The organism is Microlunatus speluncae, from assembly GCF_009299835.1.
GTDB lineage: Bacteria > Actinomycetota > Actinomycetes > Propionibacteriales > Propionibacteriaceae > Microlunatus > Microlunatus speluncae.
Genome location: NZ_VKCZ01000020.1, coordinates 333,853 through 355,169 on the forward strand (window position 1 = coordinate 333,853; position 21,317 = coordinate 355,169).

Genomic DNA, 21,317 nt, shown 5'->3' on the forward strand with positions numbered 1-21,317 from the left:
GTTCTGACAACTCGGAGTTAGGAGGGCGGTGTCAAACGGTGGCCGCTGCGAGCGGCGCCCGGGCACGCACTGGACAGCGTTGTCGTCGGTCGACGTAGAACACCGCTACGCCTCCCTCCTCCGCCTTGTCCAGCACGCACCCGGGCACCGCTCGCAACGACCACCGTTCGACACCACCCTCCTAGCGCTTGCTGCCGCCGCCCTGGGTGTCGTCGTCGGACTCGCGGAGATGGGAGAAGTCGCCGAACTCGGCCTCCTCCTTGGCCTCCCGGGCTCGGCGGGAGCGGCCGTGGTCGGTGTCGCCGCGGCGGAACAGCCGGCCGATCGCCGTCTGCGTCATCGTCGACTCGACCTCCGGCTCGCTCGCGCTGGGCGCGGTCCGGCCGGACTGAGGCTCCTCCCGGCCGGTCTGGGACTCCTTCCGGGCGGCGCGGCTCGCGCCGGCGCCACGGTCGGCGCGCCGGCCGGGAGCCGAGGGAGCGGAGCGGACGGCCCGGGTGGTCTCGGTCTTCGGGTCTGCCGCGCTGGGTGATTCCGCGGACCGGGCCGCCGTGCCCGGCGACTCGGCCGACCGACCGGACCGGCCGGTCCGGGCCGAGAACGGGGTGGCCCGGGAAGCCCGGGGCTTGGCGGGGCTGGCCGGAGTGCCGGAGCCGGCGGGCGCCAGGGCGGCACCGCCGGAGCGATCGCTGACCCGGACCACGGCGACGCCGATCACGGTGGTCAGCGGTACGGCCAGGATCAGGCCGATCGAGCCGATCAGGGTCCGGATCACCTCACCGGCAAACTGCTCGGTCTGCACCACGTCGATCAGCGGCCGCTGATAGATCACGATCAGCAGCAGCACCGGCAGCACCGCGCCGGCGGTGGCGAAGGCGATCGTGTAGACGGTCGAGGCGATGTGGTCCCGGCCGATCCGCATCGCCCGGGAGAAGAGGCGCTTCCGATCCGGGTCGGCGTCGGCCAGCTCCCAGACCGCGGAGGCCTGGGTGATCGTGACGTCGTTCAGCACGCCGAGCCCGGCGATGATGATGCCGCAGATCACCACCGAGGTCAGTTGCATGTTGGGCGCCGTCGCGGCCAGGACATAGTCGTCCTCTGCGGAGACGCCGGTCAGGTGCGCCCATTCGGTTGCCATCCAGCCCAGGAACGCGCTCAGCACCAGGCCGAACAGCGTGCCTAACAGTGCTGTTGTGGTTCGCGCGCTGAAGCCGTGCGCCGCGTACAGCACGACGAACATGATCGCCGCCGACCCGATCAGCCCGACCAGGATCGGATTCGACCCGGACACCAGGGCCGGGAACATGAACTTGATCAGGATGAACCCGGCGAATGCCAACCCGATCAGGGACGCGAAGCCGCGCCATCGCGCCACCGCGACGACCAGCACCGCGAAGATCAGGGCGAACACGGCCAGCGGCAACGTACGTTCGAAATCGGAGAACTGATACGCCGGTGGTTGCCCGCTCTCGGCCGGCACCCGCATCAGTTTCAACTTCTGCCCGATCGAGACCCCGGACTTGTAGATCGTGTCCGAGACGGCGATCTGGACGGTCTGCCCCTGCTCCGGCCCCTCGCTCAGCTCGACGGCGAGGTCGGCGCAGACCTGGGTGCTGCCGCCGGTCACCGAACCGGGCAGCCCCTCGCAGGAGATCTCGGTGATGTTGGTGACCTTGCCGGTGACGAACGTGATGTCCGGCGGATTCGCGAGGCTCGGATCGATCTTGGATTCGACGTCACGCGGCCAGAGGAAAATCAGCCCCGCGATGGTCCAGATCAGCAGCGGAATCAGGACGACCACCATGATCCGCAGGGCCTTGCGGTGCCGATCCTTGTCGGTCTCCGTCAGCTCCCGGTCATCGTTGTGGTGAGTATGTGTGTCCGTCACGCTCTCCGCCTTGTGTCGTGTCTCAGACGCACGACACTAGTCTTAGTCCCCGTGAGCCAGATTCCGAAGGGTCAGAAGAACGCTACCCGGTCGAGTTGGCCCACTGCGAAACGCGATGAAGGTCAGGGCTGGCCGCGGGACGACTGGGATCACGACGATGACCGGTCCGACTCCCGGCGCTATGTCGACACCCAGTCGCGCAGGGGGCCGATGGTGATGGTGTGCGCCGTCCTGGTCTGGTGTCTTGCGGTCACGATCGGCATCGTGGCGTGGGCCAACCGGGCCGAGCCGAGTGCCGGTGCCGGTCCGCAGAGCGCCCTGCCGCCGGGAAGTACGCAGCCGTCCCAGCCCGTGGCGTCGAGCCCGGGCGACGCGGAGTCCGTACCGGAGCCGGATCGGTCGGACCGGCCCTCCCGGGACGCGCCGGACGAGGAGGACGAGGGTCCGGTGATCCCGGCCGCCGGCAGCGGGACCTACGTGCGGCAGCAGCAGAGTGCGGAGCCGCGGACGGACAGCGGGCTGGTGATCACCTACGACGTACGGGTCGAGAAGGGCCTGCCGTTCGACGTCGACGAGGTCGCCAGCACGATCCACCAGATCCTGAACGACAAGCGGTCCTGGACCGGCACCGGTGAGTGGCGGTTCGAGCTGGTCGGGCCGGGAGAGAAGGCCGACCTGCATGCCTACCTGGCCACGCCGAAGACCACCGACAAGCTGTGCGCACCGCTGCTGACCGGCGGTGAGGTGTCCTGCCGCAACGGCGACAAGGTGGTGCTGAACGCGAAGCGCTGGGCCTTCGGCGCAGAGGCGTACGGCAAGGACGTCACCAACTACCGCCGCTATCTGGTCAACCACGAGTTCGGTCACGCGCTCGGCTTCGGCCACGTCGACTGCCCGGGCGAGGGCAAGCCGGCGCCGATCATGATGCAGCAGACGAAGGGACTGGACGGCTGCAAGCGCAACCCGTGGCCGGCCGGGAACGACGACGACTGAGCCGCTGGGACCGCTGAGATGTTGATCTTGCTGCCGCCCTCGGAGGGCAAGGCGGCCCCGACCCGACGCGGCCGGCCGGTCGAGCTGGACCGCCTGTCGCACCCCGAGCTGACCGACGCCCGGCTCGCGGTGCGGGACGCGTTGATCAAGGTCAGCGGGCACCCCGACGCGCTGCGGCTGCTGGACGTCAGCCCGGGGCTCGCCGCCGAGGTCGACCGCAACACCCGGCTGGAGACCGCGTCGGGACTGCCGGTGGCCCGGGTCTACACCGGCGTGCTGTACGACGCGCTCGACTACGCCGGGCTGTCGGCCGCGGGCCGGCGCCGGGCGAATCGGGTGGTCCGGGTGCAGAGTGCCCTCTGGGGCCCGGTCGGGCCGACGGACCGGATCGCGCCGTACCGCTTGTCGATGGGGGTTTCGCTGCCCGGGCTCGGGTCGCTGGCCCGGCACTGGCGGTCCCGCCTCGGGCCGGTGCTGGGCCCGCTGGCCGGGACCGGCGCGGTGATCGACTGCCGTTCGTCGTCCTACACCGGGGCCTGGCAGCCGGGCCCGGACGCGATCCGGCGCTATGTCGCGATCCGGCCGTTCACCGAGATCGACGGCCGCCGGGTCGCGATCTCCCATCAGGCCAAGCACACCCGCGGGCTGGTGGCCCGGTTGCTGCTCGAGGCCGACAGCCGGCCGCGGACGCCGCAGGCGGTGGCCGAGCTGGTCGGCACCGAGTTCCGCTGTGAACTGGTTGATCATGGTCGGCGCGGGTTCAGCCTGGATGTGATCCACGGAGCGGTTCCATGATCAGCTTGCGCCGGCTGGACCAGCGGGACCGGCGCGCGTTCGAGGCGTCCGGGATGTTGCCCGGGCCGGCCGACGGGCTGCGCTGGCATCCGGAATATCCGACCGAGAACACGATGATCGGCTACCGGTTGTCGCTCGACGCCGGCCAGCCCGAGCCCGACGCCACTCCCTGGTGGATGTATCACGTGGTCCGTGACGGCGAGGTCGTCGGCAACATCGGCTTCCACGGCCCACCGGACGAGCACGGCGCGGTCGAGATCGGCTACGACATCGTGGAATCGCTGTGGGGGCAGGGAATCGCCTCCGGCGCCTGCGCCGCGATCATCACCATCGCCCGCGCGGCCGGTGCCGTCGTCGTGTTGGCCGAGACCGAGCCGGGCAACCTCGGCTCGCAGCGGGTGTTGATCAAGAACGGCTTCCGGACCGAGTCGCCCGCCGGCGACGATCCGGCGGTGAGATTCCGGCTGCGATGGTGAGCCCCGATCTGGTGACGTCGGCCGCCACCCGGACCGTCGTGCTGGACTTCGAGGTGATGCTGGATTCGATCATGCTCGGGTTGCGGCGCGGGCCCGGAGATCCGACTCACCGCCGAGTCGGCAACGGCTGGCTGCGGGCGTCCCGTACGCCGCTGGGGCCGGTGTTGATCATGCTGAGTCCGGCCGGAGCGACCGCCCGGGCCAAGGCGTGGGGCGACGGGGCCGACTGGGCGCTGGAGCAGCTGCCGCGGTTGCTCGGCGGGCTGGACGATCCGTCCGGGTTCCGGCCGCTGCCCGAGCATCCGCCGCTGGTCGAGGCGCAGCGGCGCTTCCCGCAGTTCCGGGTGGGCCGCACCGAGCTGGTGCTGGAGGCGCTGGTCCCGGCCTGCCTGGAGCAGGTGGTCACCGGCAAGGAGGCGTTCCGGGCCTGGCGGCTGCTGGTCGGTGAGTTCGGTGAGCTCGCGCCCGGCCCGGCGGCGGATCCGGAATCGCCGGCGTACCGGATGCGGGTGCCGCCGGCCCCCGAAACCTGGGCCCGGGTGCCGACCTGGCGCTTCCTGGCCGCCGGGGTGGAGCAGCGCCGAAGCCGGCCGCTGGTCCGCGCCGCCGGCCGCGCGGCGGCCCTGGAACGTACCCTGACCAGGAGTAACGCCGACGCGGACCGGGCCCTGCGCAGCCTTCCGGGGATCGGCCCGTGGACCTCGGCCGAGGTACGACAACGGGCCCACGGCGACGCCGACGCCTGGAGCATCGGCGACTATCACGTCGGCAAGGCGATCACCTGGGCGCTGACCGGGCAGAAGCTCGACGACGACGCCTGCACCGAACTGCTCGAGCCCTACCGCGGCCACCGGTTCCGGGTCCAGTCCCTGCTCGGCCTGGCCGGCCTCCGCCCACCCCGCCGCGGCCCCCGCTTCACCCTCCCGACCCACACCCCCTACGCCACTCGCGGCAAAAGCTGAAACACCCCGACTTGTCAGACTCTGGGCACGCTATAGCGTGCCCTGCTTCTGACAAGTCGGGGTTGGGGTTGGGGTTGGGTTTACAGCTTCAGGGTTAGGCGGGGGTCGGTGGCGATCTTGAGCAGGTCGTCGGCGTCGAACGGGAAGCCGTCGATCGGCTTCAGGTAGTTGTTGGTGAAGGACTGGTCGGCGATCACCAGCACCGCTTCGCCGTCGGTCCGCTCGATGATCACCGCGAAGCCGTTCTCGAAGGTCGCGACCCGACCCGACTTGACGTTGTCGTGCCCGCTGACGTCGATCGTCTTGCAGCTCCAGGTGCCGCCGCAGTCCATCACGCTGCCCTCGAGTGCCTTCAGATCGGACCCCACCTCGACCTCGATCCGCCCGCCGCCCTTACCGTCCTCCCAGCCGAACTTCGAGCCCAGATTCCAGCGCACCTCGCGACCGTCATCGCATTCGAGCCCTCGATGCCCGCTGCTCGACCCCTTCTGCAGGTGCCGAAGCTCCGGATCGAGGGCCCGTACGGCCGCCTCGTAGCCCTTGCGCAGCCGGATCTCCGCCGAGTCCTTCGGCCCCGGCACAGGCTTGCCGGTCGAGTAGCCCTCGCCGGGCATCGACTTGGCCATGTCCGCGCAGGTGTATTCCCAGGCCGGTGGCTTGGCCGCGGGCTTGCGGACCGGGGTCGGCTTCGGGGTCGGCTGCGCGTACACGGTGGGATCCGTGCCACCGGTCACCGCGCCGCCGAGCAACGGGCCGGCGAACTGCGCGGCCACGATCACCGCCACGGTGCCGAGCACCAGGCCACCGGCCACTCGGAGTCGTGATCGCCGGACCGATTGCTGGGCCCGGGCCAGGTCGGCGGCCGGGTCGACGTCGCCGTCACCGGCCCGATCGGAAAGCTGGCGCAACTCCGTGCTCAGCGCTCGTTCGGTCTCGTCGTGTGGGTTGTGCATCATCGTTCTCCCGATCCGTTGGTCGCGCCAGGACCGCCCGGAGCGCGCGCAGCGCATCGAAGGTCTGGCTCTTCACCGTCCCCGAGCGCACGCCCAGGTCCGCTGCGGTCTCTTCCACCGAGAGACCCCAGTAGTGGCGCAGCAGCACCACGCGGCGCTGCTTCACCGGCAGGGCGCGCAGTGCCGCCCAGAGTTCGGCCGAGTCCTCGGCCGAGACCCCGGCGGGCTCGGCGGCCCGGTCGATCAGCTCGACGCCGGTACGCTCTCGCCGCCAGGGCAGCCGGGCCTCGTCGACATGACTGTTGACGATGGCCCGCCGGGCGTAGGCCTGCACATTGCCGGCCCGGTGCACGCGGTGCCAGCTCCGGTACAGCCCGATCAGCGCCCGCTGGACGATGTCCTCGGCCTGATGCGTACCGCCACAGAGGAGGTACGCGAGCCGGAACAACCGTGGTCGTTCGGCAGCGACGAAGGCCGTGAACTCGGCGTCCCGACTCGGCCGCATCCCGTACTCCCGTCAGTCATCCGCCCTGGCCGCCGGGCCTTTCGCGCCCGACCGCCCTGTTCACTTCCTAGACGGTGCCCACCTCGGATCGGTTGGGTCAGGTCAGAATCTCAGGTTGCCGCCACTCCCGGTAGCTCCGGCGAGCTCGGCCCTGCTGCGCGCCGGGGTGGGCCACGGAAGTCGACCCTGGTCGAGTTACGTGCACCGTTGAGGCCTTACGGGGTGCGGAAGTCGACCCCGGTCGAGAAACGTACGGGCCAGGGCGTGGGTTGGGCTGCGGAAGTCGACCTCGGTCGAGAAACGTACGGGCCAGGGCGGGGTGGGGCTGCGGAAGCCCTCAGCGGTCGAAGGATCAGGCCAGCTGTTCGCGCAGCCGGGCGGCGAGCCAGGGGACCTGGTCGATCCGCTCCAGCGTCCAGCGGAACCCCGGATGGTCCAGCGGACGGCGGCCGGCCGCCACGCGGCCGCCGAAGCCGACCGCGGCGGCGACCAGCAGTCGGAAGGCCATGGCCTCGGGCAGGGCGTCGAGGTCGGCCTCGGTCAGCCGCACCTGCTCGCGGTAGCCGGCGGCGACCGCCGCCAGCCGGGCCGGATCGAACGGCACCGGCGGCTCGGAGATGAACCCCCGCGCGCAGGACAACGCCAGGAACGCCAGATCGATCACCGCGGGTCCGGGACCGGCGGCGTCCCAGTCGATCAGCGCCACCGAGCCCGCGGGCGTCAGCACGCTGTTCCGGGGATGGGCGTCGCCGTGCAGAAACACCCTGGTCAGGCCGTCGTTCGGGTCGCTGCCGAAGCTCCGGCCGGCGTAGCAGGCGTCGACCAATCGTTGCCAGAGCGCGCGGTCGGCCGCCTCCACCCGGTCGGCGACCGGCTCCAGCCGGCTCAGGCCGAAGCGGAGCTCGTTGGCGGGCAGCATCACGGCCCGGTCGATCCTGGGCAGGCCGGGCGGCGGTTCGCCGGCGACCGTGGTCGCCGCCTCGCCGGCCCGGTGCAGCCGGCCCAGCGTCGCGGCCAACCGGCCCAGTGGCACCGGCGAGAACGGGGTCGGCTCGCCCGCCACGTAATCCATGATCAACAGCTCGAGCTCGTCCAGCGGGGTGATCAGCCGGCCGGAACGATCCGGGATCACCCGCGGGCCGGGCACCCCGGCGCGGCCCAGGGCCGCCAGCACGGCCGCGTATCGTTCCAGACCGCGGCCGATCCGGATCACGGCGTGCCGGTCACCGGCGATCACCCGGAACACCGGATGATCATCGGAGAAGCGGCTGATGACCGGGTCGGGCAGTTCGTACCGGTCCGTGATCAGCTCACGCAGCCGTTCCGGGTCCGGGGTGATCACCCGACGAGCCAATCCGAGATCGCGGTGCGCGGCAACTGAATAGGGTGGCCGGAACGAGCTCGGAGGTGATCATGAACGAGGTGCTGCTGGATTCGTTCCGGCACAACAGCGTCCTGCGGTGATCTTGGATCATGGGGCGATGCGGTTTCCTTTGCCGAACGGTCCGAGGTCCCGGATCACCGCCGTCTTCGCGCACCCGGATGACGAAGCCTTCTTCGCCGGAGCGACTCTGGCCGGCTATGCAGCCGCGGGCTGCGACCTCCACCTCGCGACCTTGACCGGCGGCGAGGCCATCGGCCCGGCTCAGCTGCGCAACTACGCGCAGGCGGCCCGGTTGCTGGGCGCCGCTGAAGCCCGCCAATTGCGGCCGGGGAGGTGGCAGGACCTTGGCCGAGCAGGGGCGCCGCGTTCGCCGGCGGCCGCGCCGCTCACCGACATCGTGACGGCGATCGAGGAGTTCCTGCGGGAGGTCCGCCCGGACGTACTGATCACGACCGATGGCGACGGAGTGACCGGACATCCCGACCACCGCCGGGCGCAGGAGGCGGTCCTGGCGGCCCGAGGGCCGGTCCCGGTCGTGCTCGCGAGCTGCGTGCGCGGTGCCGATGTTCGAGCGGCAACGTCGCGGCTCAGCGCACTCGCGCCCAACGCGACGATCGGCTCCGGCGGGATCCGCGGTGTCGAGTTCGACCCGCTCGAAATCGAACCGACCGCTACGGCGATCCAGTCGCGGGCGGCAGCACTGGACACCTACTATCCCGGCCTCGGTTCACGACCGTTGTCTGAGCTGGTGGACCTGGCCGGCCCGGTCGGCGACGGGCTTGTCCTCCGCGCGGTCGCCGAGGCGGCTCAGCACCGCGAGTACTTCCGCGAGGTCTAGTGGCGTGGTCAGGAGCGACAACTGTCAGGCGATCGGAATCAGGTCAGGGGTGGCGGTGCACTCGTGATCAAGTCGAGGTCGCGGACGCAGAATCTGTGGTGCTCGAAGGTCTCGTTGAGCACCGTGCCGAGACACCGCCGCACCGAGCGGCCCCTGGCGTACGGCGGCCAGACGTCGTCGGGTGGCACCGGCGCAAGCGTGTCGAGCTGCTCGGCGGTGGCGTCGTCGAGCCAGCCGTCGAGTTCGGCTGCCTGTGCGTTGCGCACGCTGATGACCTCGTCCAGGGTCGGATCGAGCGAGAGATCAATCCCGTGCGCATCACGGTAGGGCTCGACGGCCGGCCCGATGCCCATCGGCGAGAACAGCTCCGTGGAGCCCAGGCAGCAGCGACGGAACCACGAGTCGTGGACGAAGATCAGATGGCGCAACGTCTGGACGGCCGACCACTCGTCGTTCACGCTGCGGCGTTCGATGCCGGGCGAGCGGCGGATTCGCTCAATCGTGGCGGCCCAGTCGGCGTGGAGTTGACGAGCTGCCTGGCGCAGATCGGCTGGATCCTCGGAGCGGAGCAGCGCGCGCACCGGATGGCGCCGGTCGAGCTCTGCTTCGACGTACCCGGTGACCTCGACTCCGTTCACCACGAGGTTGGTGACGAGTCCGTCGATCGTGGCGTTCTGCATGACGACGCCGACCAGGCGTGCCCCGGTCAGATCGCACTCGCGGAACTCCGCTCCGCCCAGGTCCTCGTCCAGATATCGCGTCATTCTCCGCATGCTAGGTCAGCGCACCGACAGTGAACGGACGCTCCTGGGTTCGTCAACCGGGGATCTGGCCAGTCCCCGGCCCACGGCCGCTATGGGGCCATCACGATCAGTCGCTGCCGCGGCGGGGGAGATCGGACCGCCCGATCGTTACGTTGCCGGACTCAGGCAACCACGATCGGTCTACGGAGCTGCGCCATGGACGAGCGAACGAACACCACGCCGACCCGCCGGGTCGCGATCTGGATCTCGGATCCGGTCGACGCGCCGTTGTACGGCTGCACGTTCGGGCAGGCCGTGGGCCGGTTCTTTCGCCGCTACGCCGGCTTCTCCGGTCGATCCAGCCGCAGCGAGTACTGGAAGGTCAATCCGCTGATCGGCGGCATCCTGCTCTTCGGTCAGCTGGCCGCCACCGGCGGGTTCGAGGAAGCTCACACCGTGACCAAGGTGATCATCGTCTCGGCCCTGGTGCTCGGGGTGGTGACGTTCGTACCGTCCCTCGCCCTGTTGGTCCGCCGGCTCCACGACGTCAACTTCTCCGGCGGGTGGGCGGTGCTGGTGTTCGCCCCGTCGCTGATCTTGGCCGCGATCCCGTTCCTGGACGTCGATGTCGGCTTCTTCACCGTGCTGCTGGGACTCGTCTCCGTGGTCGGTGGACTGTTCGTGCTGATCCTGCTGCTGCTGGACAGCAATCCGGTCGGCGCTCGGTTCGACAACGCGATCCAACGCTGGGTGCGACCCGGACCGTAGCAGCTCGCACCGGGCCGGAAGCAAGATTCACTCACGGTTCGGTTACTTGCCTGGCGCGGATTAGGAGGCGTACGGCGCGAGGGGTGTACCTTGCTGACTCATGTCAGTGCGGAGCGCCTGGGACTCGACCCTCTTTCTCGGAGCCGCGGAGTTCTACGAACTGGGGCGATTGCCCTACGCCGAGAACCTCGCCGGCGCGTTCCGGGCTGCCCTCGGCGCGGACGGTTCCGGTCGATTGCTCGACGTCGGTTGCGGGCCGGGTTCGATCGCGTTCCGGCTGGCCGGCGTCTACCGCGAGGTGGTCGGGCTCGATCCCGATCCCGGGATGATCTCCGAGGCGTCCCGTCTCGGCCGCGAGCGCGGGGTGGACAACGCCCGCTTCGTCCGGGCGGTCGCCGAGGACCTGCCGTACGGGCTGGGCGAGTTCGACACGATCACCTTCGGCGCGTCCTTCCACTGGATGGACCGCGAGCTGGTCGCCGACGCGGTGCGTTCGATGCTGCGGCCCGGTGGCATGGCGGTGCAGATCGATTCCGGCCCGCTGGCGGACGGTCCGGCCGGGGCGTTTCCGGCGCCGCCGCAGGAGCTGATCCGGGATCTGGTGCGGCACTACCTGGGCCCGGAGCGCCGGGCCGGGCAGACCTACGGCTTCGTCTCGCCCTCCGATGAGCGCGAGGTCTGGCGGGCGGCCGGCTTCGTCGCGGTCGCCGACGTGCGGGTGCCCGACCGGCGGATCCTGACCCGGACGATCGACGAGGTGATCGCCGGCACCCTGTCGCTGTCCAGCTCGGCGCCACACCTGTTCGAGGACCGGCTGTCGCAGTTCCGCAACGACCTGCGCTCCCTGCTCGAGGCGGCCTCGCCGTCCGGCCGGTTCAGCGTCCCGCTGGCCGACAACACGCTGCACATCTGGCGCCCGGCCTGACCCGGCTCTGACCAGTTCGGGCCGGTCAGACGGCACGGCTCCTGGTCAGCTCGGCGGCCCGCTGACCGGAATCCAGCACTCGTTCGCGAAATGGGCCGGGAATGGGTCGACTCCGCCAACGGTTGCTGGATTTCGGTCAGTACGGCTCGAACAACCGGTCCTCGGCGACGTCGAGGTGCCAGTCGACCACCTCGGGCGACTCGAGCTGCAACGCCCAGTGCAGTTGATAGAGCATCCGGTGCGCCCAGTAGCGCCGTAGGTCCGGCGCCTTGAGCCGCGCGCTCAACACCCGATCGAGCCGCTCCGCCGCCGCGACACTCGCCGGAGCCGGATGATCGGACCGCAGCGCCCATTCCAGGTCGAACCGCGTCTTGACCAGGGCGAGGTGCCGGTCGCCGCGATAGGCGCCGAGATTCCAGTCGACGATGCCGGTGACGGCGCCGGTGTCGTCGACCAGCACGTTGGGCGGCGTGAGGTCGATGTGGACCAGGTCGTCGCCCGGCAACTCGCCCGGGAGCTCCCGGCCGACGGCCCGGATCGCGGCCAGGATCCGCCGGCTCCGATCGGAGTGGCCGGCCAGCACCTCATGTCGCGGGTACGGATCGCCGCTCGCGGTCAGGCAGAGCGGCAGGCTCGGCACGTCCGGCCGGTCGGCCAGCAGGTGGGCGAACCGGTCGTTGAGTTCGATCATGGCCTCGACCACCGCCGGGGTGATCTTGGTCGGCGGCGACCCCGGCAGTCGCTGCTGCACCACGAAGACGTCCTCGCCCACGGCCACGACGAGGTGGTGCCGCGGGACCGGCAGTCCGCGGCTCCGGGCCAGGTCGAGCACGGAGGCCGTACGTCTAGTGGCGTGGTCAGGACGTTCTGTGACGTTTGCCGGCGCCCAGGCACGCACCTCGCGGCGTTCTCCTCGGTCGATCTATGACCCGATAGGTCTTCCTCGTCGGCCTTGCGATGCACGCACCTGAACACCGGCAAACGTCACACAACTTCCTGACCACACCACTAGCCTCGGCCAGCGAACCCAGGTAGTAGGTGACGACCCCGGCCGCACCGTCGGGCAGCTCGACGAAGATCGCCCCGCCGAGTGTCCCCTCGTCGGCCCGCCCGGTCCGCACCAGCCCGGCCCCGGTGTGCGCGTTGATCGTGTCGACCACCGCCCCGTCATCCACAGGCTCCACCTTTCCACAGCCCCCCGAAGCCGAGTTGTCAGAACTGAGTTGTGCCCTGGCACAACTCAGTTCTGACAAGTCGGCTCAGGAGGAGGAGGAGGACGAGGAGGAGGAGTTGCGGCGGTTGGTCGGGTCGGTGGCGGCGAGGCCCTCGAGGGTGGTGGAGCCGGGGAGGCGCATGGTGAACTCGGCGCCGCCCTGGGCCGATCGGCCGGCGACGACGCGGCCGCCGTGGCGGTGTACGGCCTGGGCCACGATGGACAGGCCGAGGCCGGTGCCCGGGGTGTTGCGGGAGGTGTCGGAGCGGTAGAACCGGTCGAAGACGTACGGCAGGTCCTCTTCGGCGATGCCCGGGCCCTGGTCGGCGACGCGGAGCCGGTCCCCCTCCAACTGCACCCGGACGGTGCCGCCGGGCGGGCTCCATTTCACCGCGTTGTCCAGCAGATTGGTCACCGCGCGCTCCAGGGTGTCCGCCTCGCCGATCACATAGAACGGGTTCAGCTCGACGTCGAAGGTCAGGCTGCGCCCTTCGGTGGGGCCCACGCCCCGGGGCCCACGTCGGCGCACCCGGTCCAGCGCCGCGTTGACCACGTCCCGGAAGTCGATCGGCTCGGGCGCCGGGATCACCCGGTCCTCCCGGGCCAGCTGCACCAGGTCGCCGATCAGGGCGGTGAACTCGGCCAGCTGGGCCGAGACGTCGTGCAGGATCTCGGACCGGTCCGCGCTGGTCAGCATCCCGGTGCCGGCGTCGGACACCAGCAGTTCGATGTTGGTCCGCAGGCTGGTCAGCGGCGTCCGCAGCTCGTGCCCGCTGTCGGCGATCAGTTGCCGCTGCCGTTCCCGGGACAAGGCCAGCGAACGCAGCATCCGGTTGAACGACTCGGCCAGCCGGCTGATCTCATCGTTGCCGGCGGCGACCTCGATCGGCTTCAGCTCATCGGTGACGGCGACCCGTTCGACGGCCCGGGTCAGGGCGCGCACCGGCCGCAGGCTGGACCGGGCGATCGCGGCTCCGGCGGCCGCGGAGATGATCACTCCGGCGCCGCCGAAGATGATCAACACCAGCCAGAGTGAGCTGAGCGCGTCCCGGGTCGGCTGCAGCGGCCGGCCCAGCACCAGGGCGTACGCGTCGAGGCCGTTGATCGGCACCGCGACGATCCGGTACGGCTCACCGGCCGTCGTCTCGCCGGTCCGGGCCGACGGTTCACTGTGCAGCCGGGCGACCGCGAACTCCTTCGGGCCGAGGACGAGCCGGGTCTGCTCGCCGGGCAGGTGGAAGGTCTTCTTGTCCGCCCGGACCACGGTGACCGCCATGCTGCCGACCCGCAGGCCTTCCTCGGTCAGCCCGCCGAGGCGCTGCGGATCCCGGGCGACGATCGCGGTCAGGTCGTTGGCGATCTCGATCAGCTCGACGTCGACGGCCCGGTAGAGCGACAGCCGGATGGTGACGTAGCCGGCGATGCTGCTGACCGCGACGGCCAGGGCGACGGCGACCGAGGTGAGGTAGGCGACCCGGCTGCGCAGCGGCAGCTTGCGCCACTTCTTCCTCAGCGGGTCGACCACGAGGCCTCCATGATCACGGCGGGGTCTCGCGGAGGACGTACCCGACGCCGCGGACGGTGTGGATCAGCCGCGCCTCGTGCTCGGCCTCGGTCTTGCGGCGCAGGTAACCGATGTAGACCTCGAGCGAGTTGGCCGTGGTCGGGAAGTCGAAGCCCCACACCTCGTTCAGCAGCCAGCTGCGCTCCAGCACCCGGCGCGGATGCTCCAGGAACGCCTGCAGCAGCGCGAACTCGGTCCGGGTCAGGGTGATCGAGCGCGGCCCGCGGAGCACCTCGCGGGTGTGCGTGTTGAGGATCAGGTCGGAGAACGCGAGGCTCTGCTTCGACGGGTCGGACGACTCGGCGGTGGTGCCGGCCCGCCGGACCAGTGCCCGCAGCCGGGCCAGCAGCTCGTCCAGCGCGAACGGCTTGACCATGTAGTCGTCGGCGCCGGCATCCAGCCCGTCCACCCGGTCGCCGACCGCGTCCCGGGCGGTCAAGATCAGGATCGGGACGTCGTTGCCGGCCGCGCGGAGCATCTGGGTCGCTTCCAACCCGTCCACCCGGGGCATCATCACGTCCATGATCACGGCGTCCGGCCGGACCGCGGCCAGCCGGGCCATCGCCTCGGCACCGTCACCGGCGGTGCTCACCTCGTAGCCGTTGTAGGTGAGGGAGCGCTTCAGAGAGTCGCGAACGGCCTGATCGTCGTCGACTACGAGGATGTGCATCGTCTAAGAGTGCCAAACGCTTCCGCCGGTCAGGACACGACCGGCCGGGTGATCGCCCGGATCAGCAGATGAAGTGGCCCCAGATCGGGTTTGGTCTCATCCAGGGCCGCCAGCACATGGGCGTGCTGGTGTACGGCGGCGCACAGGGTCACGGCATCGCCGACGGGGATGGTGAACTCCTGGCCGACCTCGTGCAGCAGGTCGTTGATCAAGACCCCGATCCGGGCCAAGCACTCGTCCTTGTACGCCGCATACTGCCGGCGGACGCCCGGTTGCCGCGCGGCATAGAGCATCAACTCCTGCTGGATGAAGATCAACTCGGGGTCCGGTTGCGCCGCTCCCTGCAGTACGTCGAGGGCCGGCGCGATCAGGGCGTCGATCGAGTCGTCGGCATGCCGCGGCAGGTCGGCGATCTTCGCCAGCGCCACGTACTGCTGCTCGACCTGGCGCCGCAGCAGCGCCATCACCAGCTCGTCCTTGTCGGCGAAATTGGAGTAGAAGGCGCCCCGGGTGAAGCCGGCGGCCTCGGAGATCTCCTCCACCGACGCGCCGATGATGCCGCGCGCGGCGAAGACGCCGACCGCGGCGGCCATCAGCTTGTCCTGCGTCTGCGCCCGCCGGGCCGTCAGCTGTGGGCTGGGCTCGGCCCGCTCGGCTCCCGCCTCCGACATCTCTGCTCCCCCCTTCGACAGGCTCAGGACACGCTTCGACAGTCCAGGACCCTACCGGTCGGATCCGGCCGCGTGTGGTGACGATCACGACCGCCGGACTTTTGAATACACTTCTGTATTCAGTACATTACTGTATCGAACGTTGTTCCTGGCGGTTCAAGACGGGGGTGGGACATGTCGACACTGCTGTACCGGCTCGGTCGGTACGCGGTCCGGCGCCGGCTCACCATGCTGATCGCCTGGCTGGTCATCCTGGCCGCGGTCGGCGGCCTGGCCGGGCTGCTCGGCAAGTCGTTCGACGACGCGTTCACGCTGCCCGGCACCGAGTCCCAGGCCGCCCTCGACTCGCTCTCCCGCACCTTCCCGGAGGTCAGCGGCTCGGCCGCGCGGATCATCGTGGTCGCGCCCGAGGGCGAATCGGTCCGTGATGCCGCTGTCCGGGATGCGATCGAGGACAGCGTCGACCGGATCGACGACCTCGACCTGGTCAAGTCCGTGGCCTCGCCGTTCGACAAGAACATCGACGGCGCCATCTCCGACGACGACAGCGCCGCGATCGTGTCGGTGCAGTTGGAGGGCGCGGCCGCCACGATCCCGGAGGACGTCCGCGAAACGCTGAAGCACGAGGCCGACTCGATCGCCGCCGCGGTGCCCGGCTCGACCACCTCGATCGGCGGCGAGGTGTTCAGCGAGAACATCCCCAAGCTGACCCCGACCGAGGCGATCGGCGTCGTGATCGCGTTGATCGTCCTGTTCTTCACCCTCGGGTCGCTGCGGGCGGCCGGGATGCCGCTGCTCACCGCGGTGCTCGGCGTCGGCATCACCATGGCGTTGATCTTCGCCGCCACCGGCCTGGCCACGGTCTCGTCGACGACGCCGATGCTGGCGCTGATGCTCGGCCTGGCCGTCGGGATCGACTATGCGCTGTTCATCCTGTCCCGGCACCGTGATCAACTCGCCGCTGGGATGGCGGTCGAGGAATCGATCGCCCGCGCGGTCGCGACCGCCGGCTCGGCCGTCGTCTTCGCCGGGCTGACCGTCATGATCGCGCTGGCCGGCCTGGCCGTGGCGCAGATCCCGTTCCTCACCGTGATGGGCATCGCCGCCGCGATCGGAGTGGCGATCGCCGTCGCGGTCGCACTGACCCTGCTGCCGGCGCTGGTCGGCTTCGCCGGTGAGGCCTTGCGGCCCAAGGAACGGAAACGCCGGAAGAGCCGCGCCGCCCGCGCCGCCGAGCCGGCGGAGGGCACCGAGCCGGCCGAGATCCCGGCGCCGGCCAAGCCGTCGCTGGGCGCTCGCTGGGTCCGGCTGGTGACCAAGGTCCCGGTGATCACCGTGGTGATCGTGGTCACCGGCCTGGCCGTGATGTCCTTCCCGGCCAAGGATCTGCAGCTGGCCCTGCCGAGCGACGGCGCCGGCGCTCCCGGGGCGCCGGCCCGGGTCACGTACGACCTGATCAGTGATCATTTCGGGCCCGGGCACAACGGGCCGTTGATCGTCTCGACCACCATCGTCACCTCCGACGACCCGCTCGGCGTGATGGACGGCATCGCCGACAAGCTGCGCGCGCTGCCCGGCGTCGCCGAGGTGCCGCTGGCCACGCCCAACCAGAACGCCGAGGTCGGCATCGTCCAGGTGATCCCGGAGACGGCGCCGGACAGCGATGAGACCAAGGACCTGGTGCTGCGGATCCGGGCGCTCAAGGCCGAGATCCAGGAGGAGTACGGGGTGACCATCGCGGTCACCGGCTACACCGCCGTGGCGATCGACGTCTCCGACCGCCTGGGCAACGCGCTGCTGCCGTTCGGCGTGCTGGTGGTCGGCCTGTCCCTGGTGCTGCTGACGATCGTGTTCCGGTCGATCGCGGTGCCGATCAAGGCCACCGTCGGCTATCTGCTCAGCGTCGGCGCCTCGTTCGGTGCGACTGCCGCGGTGTTCCACTGGGGCTGGCTGTCCGGGCCGCTGAACGTGCACCAGACCGGCCCGGTGATCAGCTTCCTGCCGATCATCCTGATGGGCATCCTGTTCGGCCTGGCGATGGACTACGAGGTCTTCCTGGTGTCGCGGATCCGCGAGGATTACGTGCACGGCGGCGACGCCCGGGCCGCGATCGGGACCGGCTTCACCGCCTCGGCCAAGGTGGTGACGGCGGCCGCCGTGATCATGTTCGCGGTCTTCGCCGCCTTCGTGCCGGAGGGTGAGGGGGCGATCAAGGCGATCGCGTTCGGGCTGGCCGTCGGTGTGTTCGTCGACGCCTTCCTGGTCCGGATGACCCTGGTGCCGGCGGTGCTGGCGTTGCTCGGCAAGACGGCGTGGCGGTTGCCGCGCTGGCTCGATCGGCGACTGCCGACCTTCGACGTGGAGGGCGAGGCGCTGGCCCACCAGCTCTCGCTCGCCGACTGGCCACGGCCCGACGATGATCACCTGATCTACGCCGAGGGGATCCGGGTCGGAGCCGGCGATCCGCTGTCCATCGCCGTCCGGCCCGGTGACCTGTTGATCATGGACGGCCCGGACGCCGCCGCGCGGCGGTCGCTGCTGCTGACCCTGTCCGGCCGGATGAAACTGCCGGCGGGTCGGGTCAAGGTGGTCGGCCTGGTGTTGCCGAGCCAGGCCGGCGAGCTGCGGGCCCGGACGGCCGTGCTGGACGGCGCCTGGACGGCGGCCGAGCTGGACGAGGCGGTCCGCAGCCGGGCGGAGTTGATCTTCGTCGACGGTGAGGGCAGCCCGGACGGCCGCGCCGTGCTCGGTGATCAGCTGGAGCTGTTGCGCGAGCTCGGCCGGGCGCTGGTCTGGTCGGTGCCGGACCGGGCCCGGGTCGAGGACCTGGTCGGCGGCCCGTACAGCTATCTCACTCTCGGTCGGGAGCATGACCTGACCCCGACCCACTCCTGATCAAGGAAGAACCGACGATGTTGAAACTGGAACGAGTCAGCTCCGGCGGCCGGGTGCGGCCGCTGGCGATCATCGGCCTGATCCTGATCCCGTTGATCATCGCCGGCGGCATGCTGCTGGCCACCTGGGACTCCGACGCCCGGCTGGATCGGGTGCAGGCGGCGATCGTCAATCAGGACGAGGCGGTCAAGATCAACGGGCAGACCGTGCCGCTGGGCCGGCAGCTGGCCGGGGCCCTGGTCGACGGCGATCCTGATGACCCGGATCTGCCCAACTTCGACTGGGTGCTGAGCGACGAGGAGGATGCGGCCGACGGCCTGTCCTCCGGTCGCTATGCCGCCGTGGTCACCATCCCCGAGTCGTTCTCGGCCGACGCGACGTCGTACTCGAAGAACGACGGGGACCAGGCACGGAAGGCGACCCTGCAGGTGGCCACCTCGCAGGTGGCCGGGATCGCCGACCCGGTGGTCGGCCAGGCGATCGCCGCCGCCGCGCAGAGCGGGGTGAACAAGCAGCTCACCGAGGAATACCTGAAGAACATCTACGTCGGCTTCAACGACACCGGCAAGCAGTTCGCCGAGGTGGCCGACGCCGCCGGGCAGCTGTCCGACGGGTCAGGCGACCTGGCCGACGGCCTGAAGCAGACCAAGGACGGCACCGGTCAGCTGGCCGATGGGCTGGGTCAGCTGGACACCGGGGCCAGGGGTCTGGCCGACGGGGTGCGGGAACTGGACAGCGGGGTCGGCGACTTCGCCGAAGGGGCCGGCGAGTTGGCCCGGCAGACCGCCCAACTGCCGGACCAGGTCGGGCAGCTCGCCGGCGGTGCCCGGAAGTCGGCCGACGGCGCGGGTGAGCTGGCCAAGGGGACCGCGGCGAGCGCCCAGGGCGCGCGGCAGTTGGCTGCCGGGAGCCGGGAATCGGCTGGTGGGGCGGAGAAGCTGGCCGACGGTGCGAAGCAGACCGCGGGCGGCGCCGAGGATCTCGCCGGAGGCATCCGGCAGTCCGCGGCCGGGGCCAAGGAACTGGCCAAGGGCGCGCGGGCGACCGCCGACGGCACTGAGCAGCTGGCCGGCAACGCCCGGAAGTTGGGCGAAGGGGGCGAGCAGCTCGGGGCCGGAGCGAAGGACGTCGCCAAGGGCGCACGCGACTTCGCCGCGGGGACCGAGCAGCTGGTCGGCGGGGCGGAGGACAACGCTGCGGGGGTGAAGAAGTACGCGTCCGGAGTCGCGGACTATGCCGACGGGGTCGGTGGACTTGATCAAGGTCTGAACCAGTATCAGAGCTCGCTGGAGAAGTTGGCCGCCGATTGTCCGGCGGACCTGACGAAGGAGGAGTGTGCCGGGTTCAAGCAGGGCATCGGTGCCGCGCTCCAGGGCCTGAAGAAGAAGCAGGGTGACAATCCGAGCCTGATCGGGCTGTCCGGTCGACTGGCCGAGCAGGGGCCCGGGCTGGCGCAGGGTGGCGAAGAACTGGCCGCCGGCGCGGCCGAGCTGGCCAAGGGCCTGGCCGGGCTGCCCGCGGGGGCCAACAAGCTCGCCGCCGGGATCGAGGAGTTCACCAAGCCGATCCAGCAGTTCGCCGGCGGCTTGATCAAGTTGGCCGCCGGGGCTGATCAACTCGGCGGCGGTTCGGGGCAGGTCGCCGACGGGATCACCGGTCTCGCCGGTGGCCTTGATCAACTCGCCGACGGTGGTGATCAACTGGCCGGTGGAGTCGGGCAGCTGGCCGGCGGAAACCAGCAGCTGGCGGTCGGCCTGGACAAGCTGGCCGACGGCGGCGAGGGCCTGGCCGACGGCAGTGATCAACTCGCGGCCGGCACCAAGTCGTTGGCCGGCGGCCTTGATCAACTGGCCGACGGCACCGACCAGCTGGCCGGCGGGATGCCCGCGCTGTCCGACGGGATCGGGCAGCTGGCGGCCGGTGCGGCGGACCTGAAGTCCGGCACCGCGCAGCTCAGCGACGGCGCCGGCCAGCTGGCCGACGGCACCGGACAGTCCGCCCAGGGTGCGGCCGACCTGCACAGCGGGATGGTCCAGCTCGCCGACGGCGGGGCCAAGCTGGCCGACGGCACGAAGCAGTTGGCCGACGGGCTGGCCGACGGCGCCGAGCAGGTGCCGACCTACGACAAGTCGTCGCGGACCGCGCTGGCCGACGTCGTCTCCACCCCGGTCACCTCGGAGCGGCCCGAGCAGGCCTTCGCCGACAGCGCCACCACGACCTTCCTGGCCGTGATCGCGCTCTGGATCGGCGCGCTGGCCACCTATCTGATCGTCCAGGCGGTCAGCTCCCGGGTGCTCACCTCGATGAAGTCCTCGGTCCGGATCGCGTTGGAGAGCCTGCTGCCGGGCCTGATCATCGCCGCGATCCAGTCGGTGATCCTGGCGACCATGCTCAAGGTGCTGCTCGATCTGTCGGCGGCCCAGACGGCCGGGCTGATCGGCTTCACCCTGCTCGGCGGCGCGGCGTTCGTCGCGGTCAACCACGCCCTGGTCGCCTGGTTCGGCGGCGTCGGCCGGTTCGTCTCGGTGATCATGGCGGTGCTCGCCACCGCCGGCGCGATCACCGCCGCCGTGCCGCCGATCTTCGACGTGATCCGACCCGCCCTGCCGCTGACCCCGGCCCTGGACGGGATGCGGGCGATCGCCACCGACGGCCCGGGCGCCGGTGCCGCCGCGGCGGCCCTGCTCGGCTGGCTCGTCGTCGGCGTCGCGGCCGGCTTCCTCGCCGTCGCTCGCCGCCGGATCCTGCGGCCGCTCGCCGTACCGGCGACGTAGCGGTCCGTTCCCTGAGCCTGTCGGACCGTTCGTTCCCTGAGCCCGTCGAAGGGTAAGCCCGATCCCTACCCCGAGCCCAGATCGAACGGCATCACGGCTGAATCTGCCCTGCCCTTCGACAGGCTCAGGGAACGAATCCCGTCGGGCTGGGCGCGGACACGGGGATCGCTGCTGTTACCGTGGGGGCAGTGCACGGGAGTCCGGTGAGCCGGGCTGAGAGGGAGTACTCCAACTCCGACCGTTGAACCTGATCTGGATCATGCCAGCGCAGGAAGCGATGCAGGAAGGGAACACCGTGTT

General features: G+C 70.5%; 18 protein-coding genes and 1 riboswitch. Of the genes, 9 read left to right on the plus strand and 9 right to left on the minus strand.

Going from position 1 to position 21,317, the window contains the following annotated elements:
- Window positions 1-181: 181 nt before the first annotated feature.
- On the minus strand, window positions 182-1,888 hold the full coding sequence (locus FNH24_RS27015) for a YibE/F family protein (protein WP_246187088.1): 1,707 nt from the start codon (window positions 1,886-1,888) through the stop codon (window positions 182-184).
- A 51-nt stretch (window positions 1,889-1,939) separates the two neighbouring features.
- Between FNH24_RS27015 and FNH24_RS27020 the strand changes: the two genes are divergently transcribed.
- The 4 genes from FNH24_RS27020 to FNH24_RS27035 are packed head-to-tail and all read left to right on the plus strand — an operon-like array spanning window position 1,940 to window position 5,114.
- Window positions 1,940-2,881, plus strand: a complete 942-nt coding sequence (locus FNH24_RS27020) for a DUF3152 domain-containing protein (protein ID WP_161606335.1) — start codon at window positions 1,940-1,942, stop codon at window positions 2,879-2,881.
- Between the two features lie 18 nt (window positions 2,882-2,899).
- The gene (locus tag FNH24_RS27025) at window positions 2,900-3,676 is read left to right on the plus strand and encodes a YaaA family protein (protein ID WP_152365337.1); all 777 of its coding nucleotides are present in this window, start codon (window positions 2,900-2,902) and stop codon (window positions 3,674-3,676) included.
- The gene (locus tag FNH24_RS27030) at window positions 3,673-4,152 is read left to right on the plus strand and encodes a GNAT family N-acetyltransferase (protein ID WP_152365338.1); all 480 of its coding nucleotides are present in this window, start codon (window positions 3,673-3,675) and stop codon (window positions 4,150-4,152) included. The genes FNH24_RS27025 and FNH24_RS27030 overlap by 4 nt, the downstream gene beginning before the upstream one ends.
- Window positions 4,146-5,114 carry a DNA-3-methyladenine glycosylase family protein gene (locus FNH24_RS27035; RefSeq protein WP_246187089.1) on the plus strand — a complete coding sequence of 323 codons (969 nt, stop codon included), beginning with the start codon at window positions 4,146-4,148 and terminating at the stop codon, window positions 5,112-5,114. Before FNH24_RS27030 ends, FNH24_RS27035 begins: the two co-directional genes overlap by 7 nt.
- A gap of 80 nt (window positions 5,115-5,194) precedes the next feature.
- Here FNH24_RS27035 and FNH24_RS27040 read toward each other — a convergent pair whose 3' ends face one another.
- The 3 genes from FNH24_RS27040 to FNH24_RS27050 form a co-directional block, all read right to left on the minus strand.
- A complete protein-coding gene (locus FNH24_RS27040; RefSeq protein WP_161606336.1) occupies window positions 5,195-6,070 on the minus strand; it encodes a hypothetical protein in 876 nt (291 codons plus the stop codon).
- Window positions 5,994-6,572, minus strand: coding sequence for a SigE family RNA polymerase sigma factor (locus FNH24_RS27045; RefSeq protein WP_152365340.1), 579 nt, complete (start codon window positions 6,570-6,572; stop codon window positions 5,994-5,996). Before FNH24_RS27045 ends, FNH24_RS27040 begins: the two co-directional genes overlap by 77 nt.
- A gap of 352 nt (window positions 6,573-6,924) precedes the next feature.
- Window positions 6,925-7,914 (minus strand): phosphotransferase, encoded by a 990-nt coding sequence (locus FNH24_RS27050; protein WP_161606337.1) that lies wholly within the window; start codon window positions 7,912-7,914, stop codon window positions 6,925-6,927.
- A 118-nt stretch (window positions 7,915-8,032) separates the two neighbouring features.
- On the opposite strand from FNH24_RS27050, the gene FNH24_RS27055 reads away from it, so the two are divergent.
- Window positions 8,033-8,794 carry a PIG-L deacetylase family protein gene (locus FNH24_RS27055; RefSeq protein ID WP_152365342.1) on the plus strand — a complete coding sequence of 254 codons (762 nt, stop codon included), beginning with the start codon at window positions 8,033-8,035 and terminating at the stop codon, window positions 8,792-8,794.
- Window positions 8,795-8,832: 38 nt separating this feature from the next.
- Here the strand turns inward: FNH24_RS27055 and FNH24_RS27060 are convergent, their stop codons facing one another.
- Complete coding sequence (locus FNH24_RS27060) at window positions 8,833-9,558, minus strand: DinB family protein (RefSeq protein ID WP_170304532.1); 726 nt, start codon at window positions 9,556-9,558, stop codon at window positions 8,833-8,835.
- A gap of 195 nt (window positions 9,559-9,753) precedes the next feature.
- On the opposite strand from FNH24_RS27060, the gene FNH24_RS27065 reads away from it, so the two are divergent.
- A complete protein-coding gene (locus FNH24_RS27065; RefSeq protein ID WP_152365344.1) occupies window positions 9,754-10,305 on the plus strand; it encodes a DUF805 domain-containing protein in 552 nt (183 codons plus the stop codon).
- 100 nt (window positions 10,306-10,405) lie between these two features.
- Window positions 10,406-11,230: a class I SAM-dependent methyltransferase gene (locus tag FNH24_RS27070; protein WP_152365345.1), complete on the plus strand. Its 825-nt coding sequence runs from the start codon at window positions 10,406-10,408 to the stop codon at window positions 11,228-11,230.
- A 136-nt stretch (window positions 11,231-11,366) separates the two neighbouring features.
- Here the strand turns inward: FNH24_RS27070 and FNH24_RS27075 are convergent, their stop codons facing one another.
- From FNH24_RS27075 to FNH24_RS27090, 4 genes are all read right to left on the minus strand, one after another.
- Entirely contained in the window at window positions 11,367-12,128 is a 762-nt protein-coding gene (locus FNH24_RS27075) for a phosphotransferase (protein ID WP_161606338.1), read from the minus strand.
- Between the two features lie 361 nt (window positions 12,129-12,489).
- Window positions 12,490-13,935 (minus strand): ATP-binding protein, encoded by a 1,446-nt coding sequence (locus tag FNH24_RS27080; protein WP_152365822.1) that lies wholly within the window; start codon window positions 13,933-13,935, stop codon window positions 12,490-12,492.
- A gap of 46 nt (window positions 13,936-13,981) precedes the next feature.
- Window positions 13,982-14,677, minus strand: a complete 696-nt coding sequence (locus FNH24_RS27085) for a response regulator transcription factor (RefSeq protein ID WP_152365347.1) — start codon at window positions 14,675-14,677, stop codon at window positions 13,982-13,984.
- A gap of 29 nt (window positions 14,678-14,706) precedes the next feature.
- On the minus strand, window positions 14,707-15,348 hold the full coding sequence (locus tag FNH24_RS27090) for a TetR/AcrR family transcriptional regulator (RefSeq protein WP_152365348.1): 642 nt from the start codon (window positions 15,346-15,348) through the stop codon (window positions 14,707-14,709).
- A 174-nt stretch (window positions 15,349-15,522) separates the two neighbouring features.
- Here FNH24_RS27090 and FNH24_RS27095 point away from each other — a divergent pair, with 174 nt between their 5' ends.
- Window positions 15,523-18,243: an MMPL family transporter gene (locus FNH24_RS27095; RefSeq protein WP_152365349.1), complete on the plus strand. Its 2,721-nt coding sequence runs from the start codon at window positions 15,523-15,525 to the stop codon at window positions 18,241-18,243.
- A 17-nt stretch (window positions 18,244-18,260) separates the two neighbouring features.
- Window positions 18,261-21,017: a YhgE/Pip domain-containing protein gene (locus tag FNH24_RS27100; RefSeq protein ID WP_152365350.1), complete on the plus strand. Its 2,757-nt coding sequence runs from the start codon at window positions 18,261-18,263 to the stop codon at window positions 21,015-21,017.
- Window positions 21,018-21,199: 182 nt separating this feature from the next.
- Window positions 21,200-21,308, plus strand: a riboswitch (TPP riboswitch).
- The last annotated feature ends 9 nt before the right edge of the window (window positions 21,309-21,317 follow it).

What these genes read in the sequence shown, in the direction of transcription:
- FNH24_RS27025 (WP_152365337.1), top strand. Translation starts at nt 2,900, where the DNA reads ATGTTGATCTTGCTGCCGCCCTCGGAGGGCAAGGCGGCCCCGACCCGA.
- FNH24_RS27095 (WP_152365349.1), top strand. Translation starts at nt 15,523, where the DNA reads ATGTCGACACTGCTGTACCGGCTCGGTCGGTACGCGGTCCGGCGCCGG.
- FNH24_RS27030 (WP_152365338.1), top strand. Translation starts at nt 3,673, where the DNA reads ATGATCAGCTTGCGCCGGCTGGACCAGCGGGACCGGCGCGCGTTCGAG.
- FNH24_RS27040 (WP_161606336.1), bottom strand. Translation starts at nt 6,070, where the DNA reads ATGATGCACAACCCACACGACGAGACCGAACGAGCGCTGAGCACGGAG.
- FNH24_RS27100 (WP_152365350.1), top strand. Translation starts at nt 18,261, where the DNA reads ATGTTGAAACTGGAACGAGTCAGCTCCGGCGGCCGGGTGCGGCCGCTG.
- FNH24_RS27085 (WP_152365347.1), bottom strand. Translation starts at nt 14,677, where the DNA reads ATGCACATCCTCGTAGTCGACGACGATCAGGCCGTTCGCGACTCTCTG.
- FNH24_RS27045 (WP_152365340.1), bottom strand. Translation starts at nt 6,572, where the DNA reads ATGCGGCCGAGTCGGGACGCCGAGTTCACGGCCTTCGTCGCTGCCGAA.
- FNH24_RS27065 (WP_152365344.1), top strand. Translation starts at nt 9,754, where the DNA reads ATGGACGAGCGAACGAACACCACGCCGACCCGCCGGGTCGCGATCTGG.
- FNH24_RS27035 (WP_246187089.1), top strand. Translation starts at nt 4,146, where the DNA reads ATGGTGAGCCCCGATCTGGTGACGTCGGCCGCCACCCGGACCGTCGTG.
- FNH24_RS27060 (WP_170304532.1), bottom strand. Translation starts at nt 9,558, where the DNA reads ATGACGCGATATCTGGACGAGGACCTGGGCGGAGCGGAGTTCCGCGAG.
- FNH24_RS27070 (WP_152365345.1), top strand. Translation starts at nt 10,406, where the DNA reads ATGTCAGTGCGGAGCGCCTGGGACTCGACCCTCTTTCTCGGAGCCGCG.
- FNH24_RS27090 (WP_152365348.1), bottom strand. Translation starts at nt 15,348, where the DNA reads ATGTCGGAGGCGGGAGCCGAGCGGGCCGAGCCCAGCCCACAGCTGACG.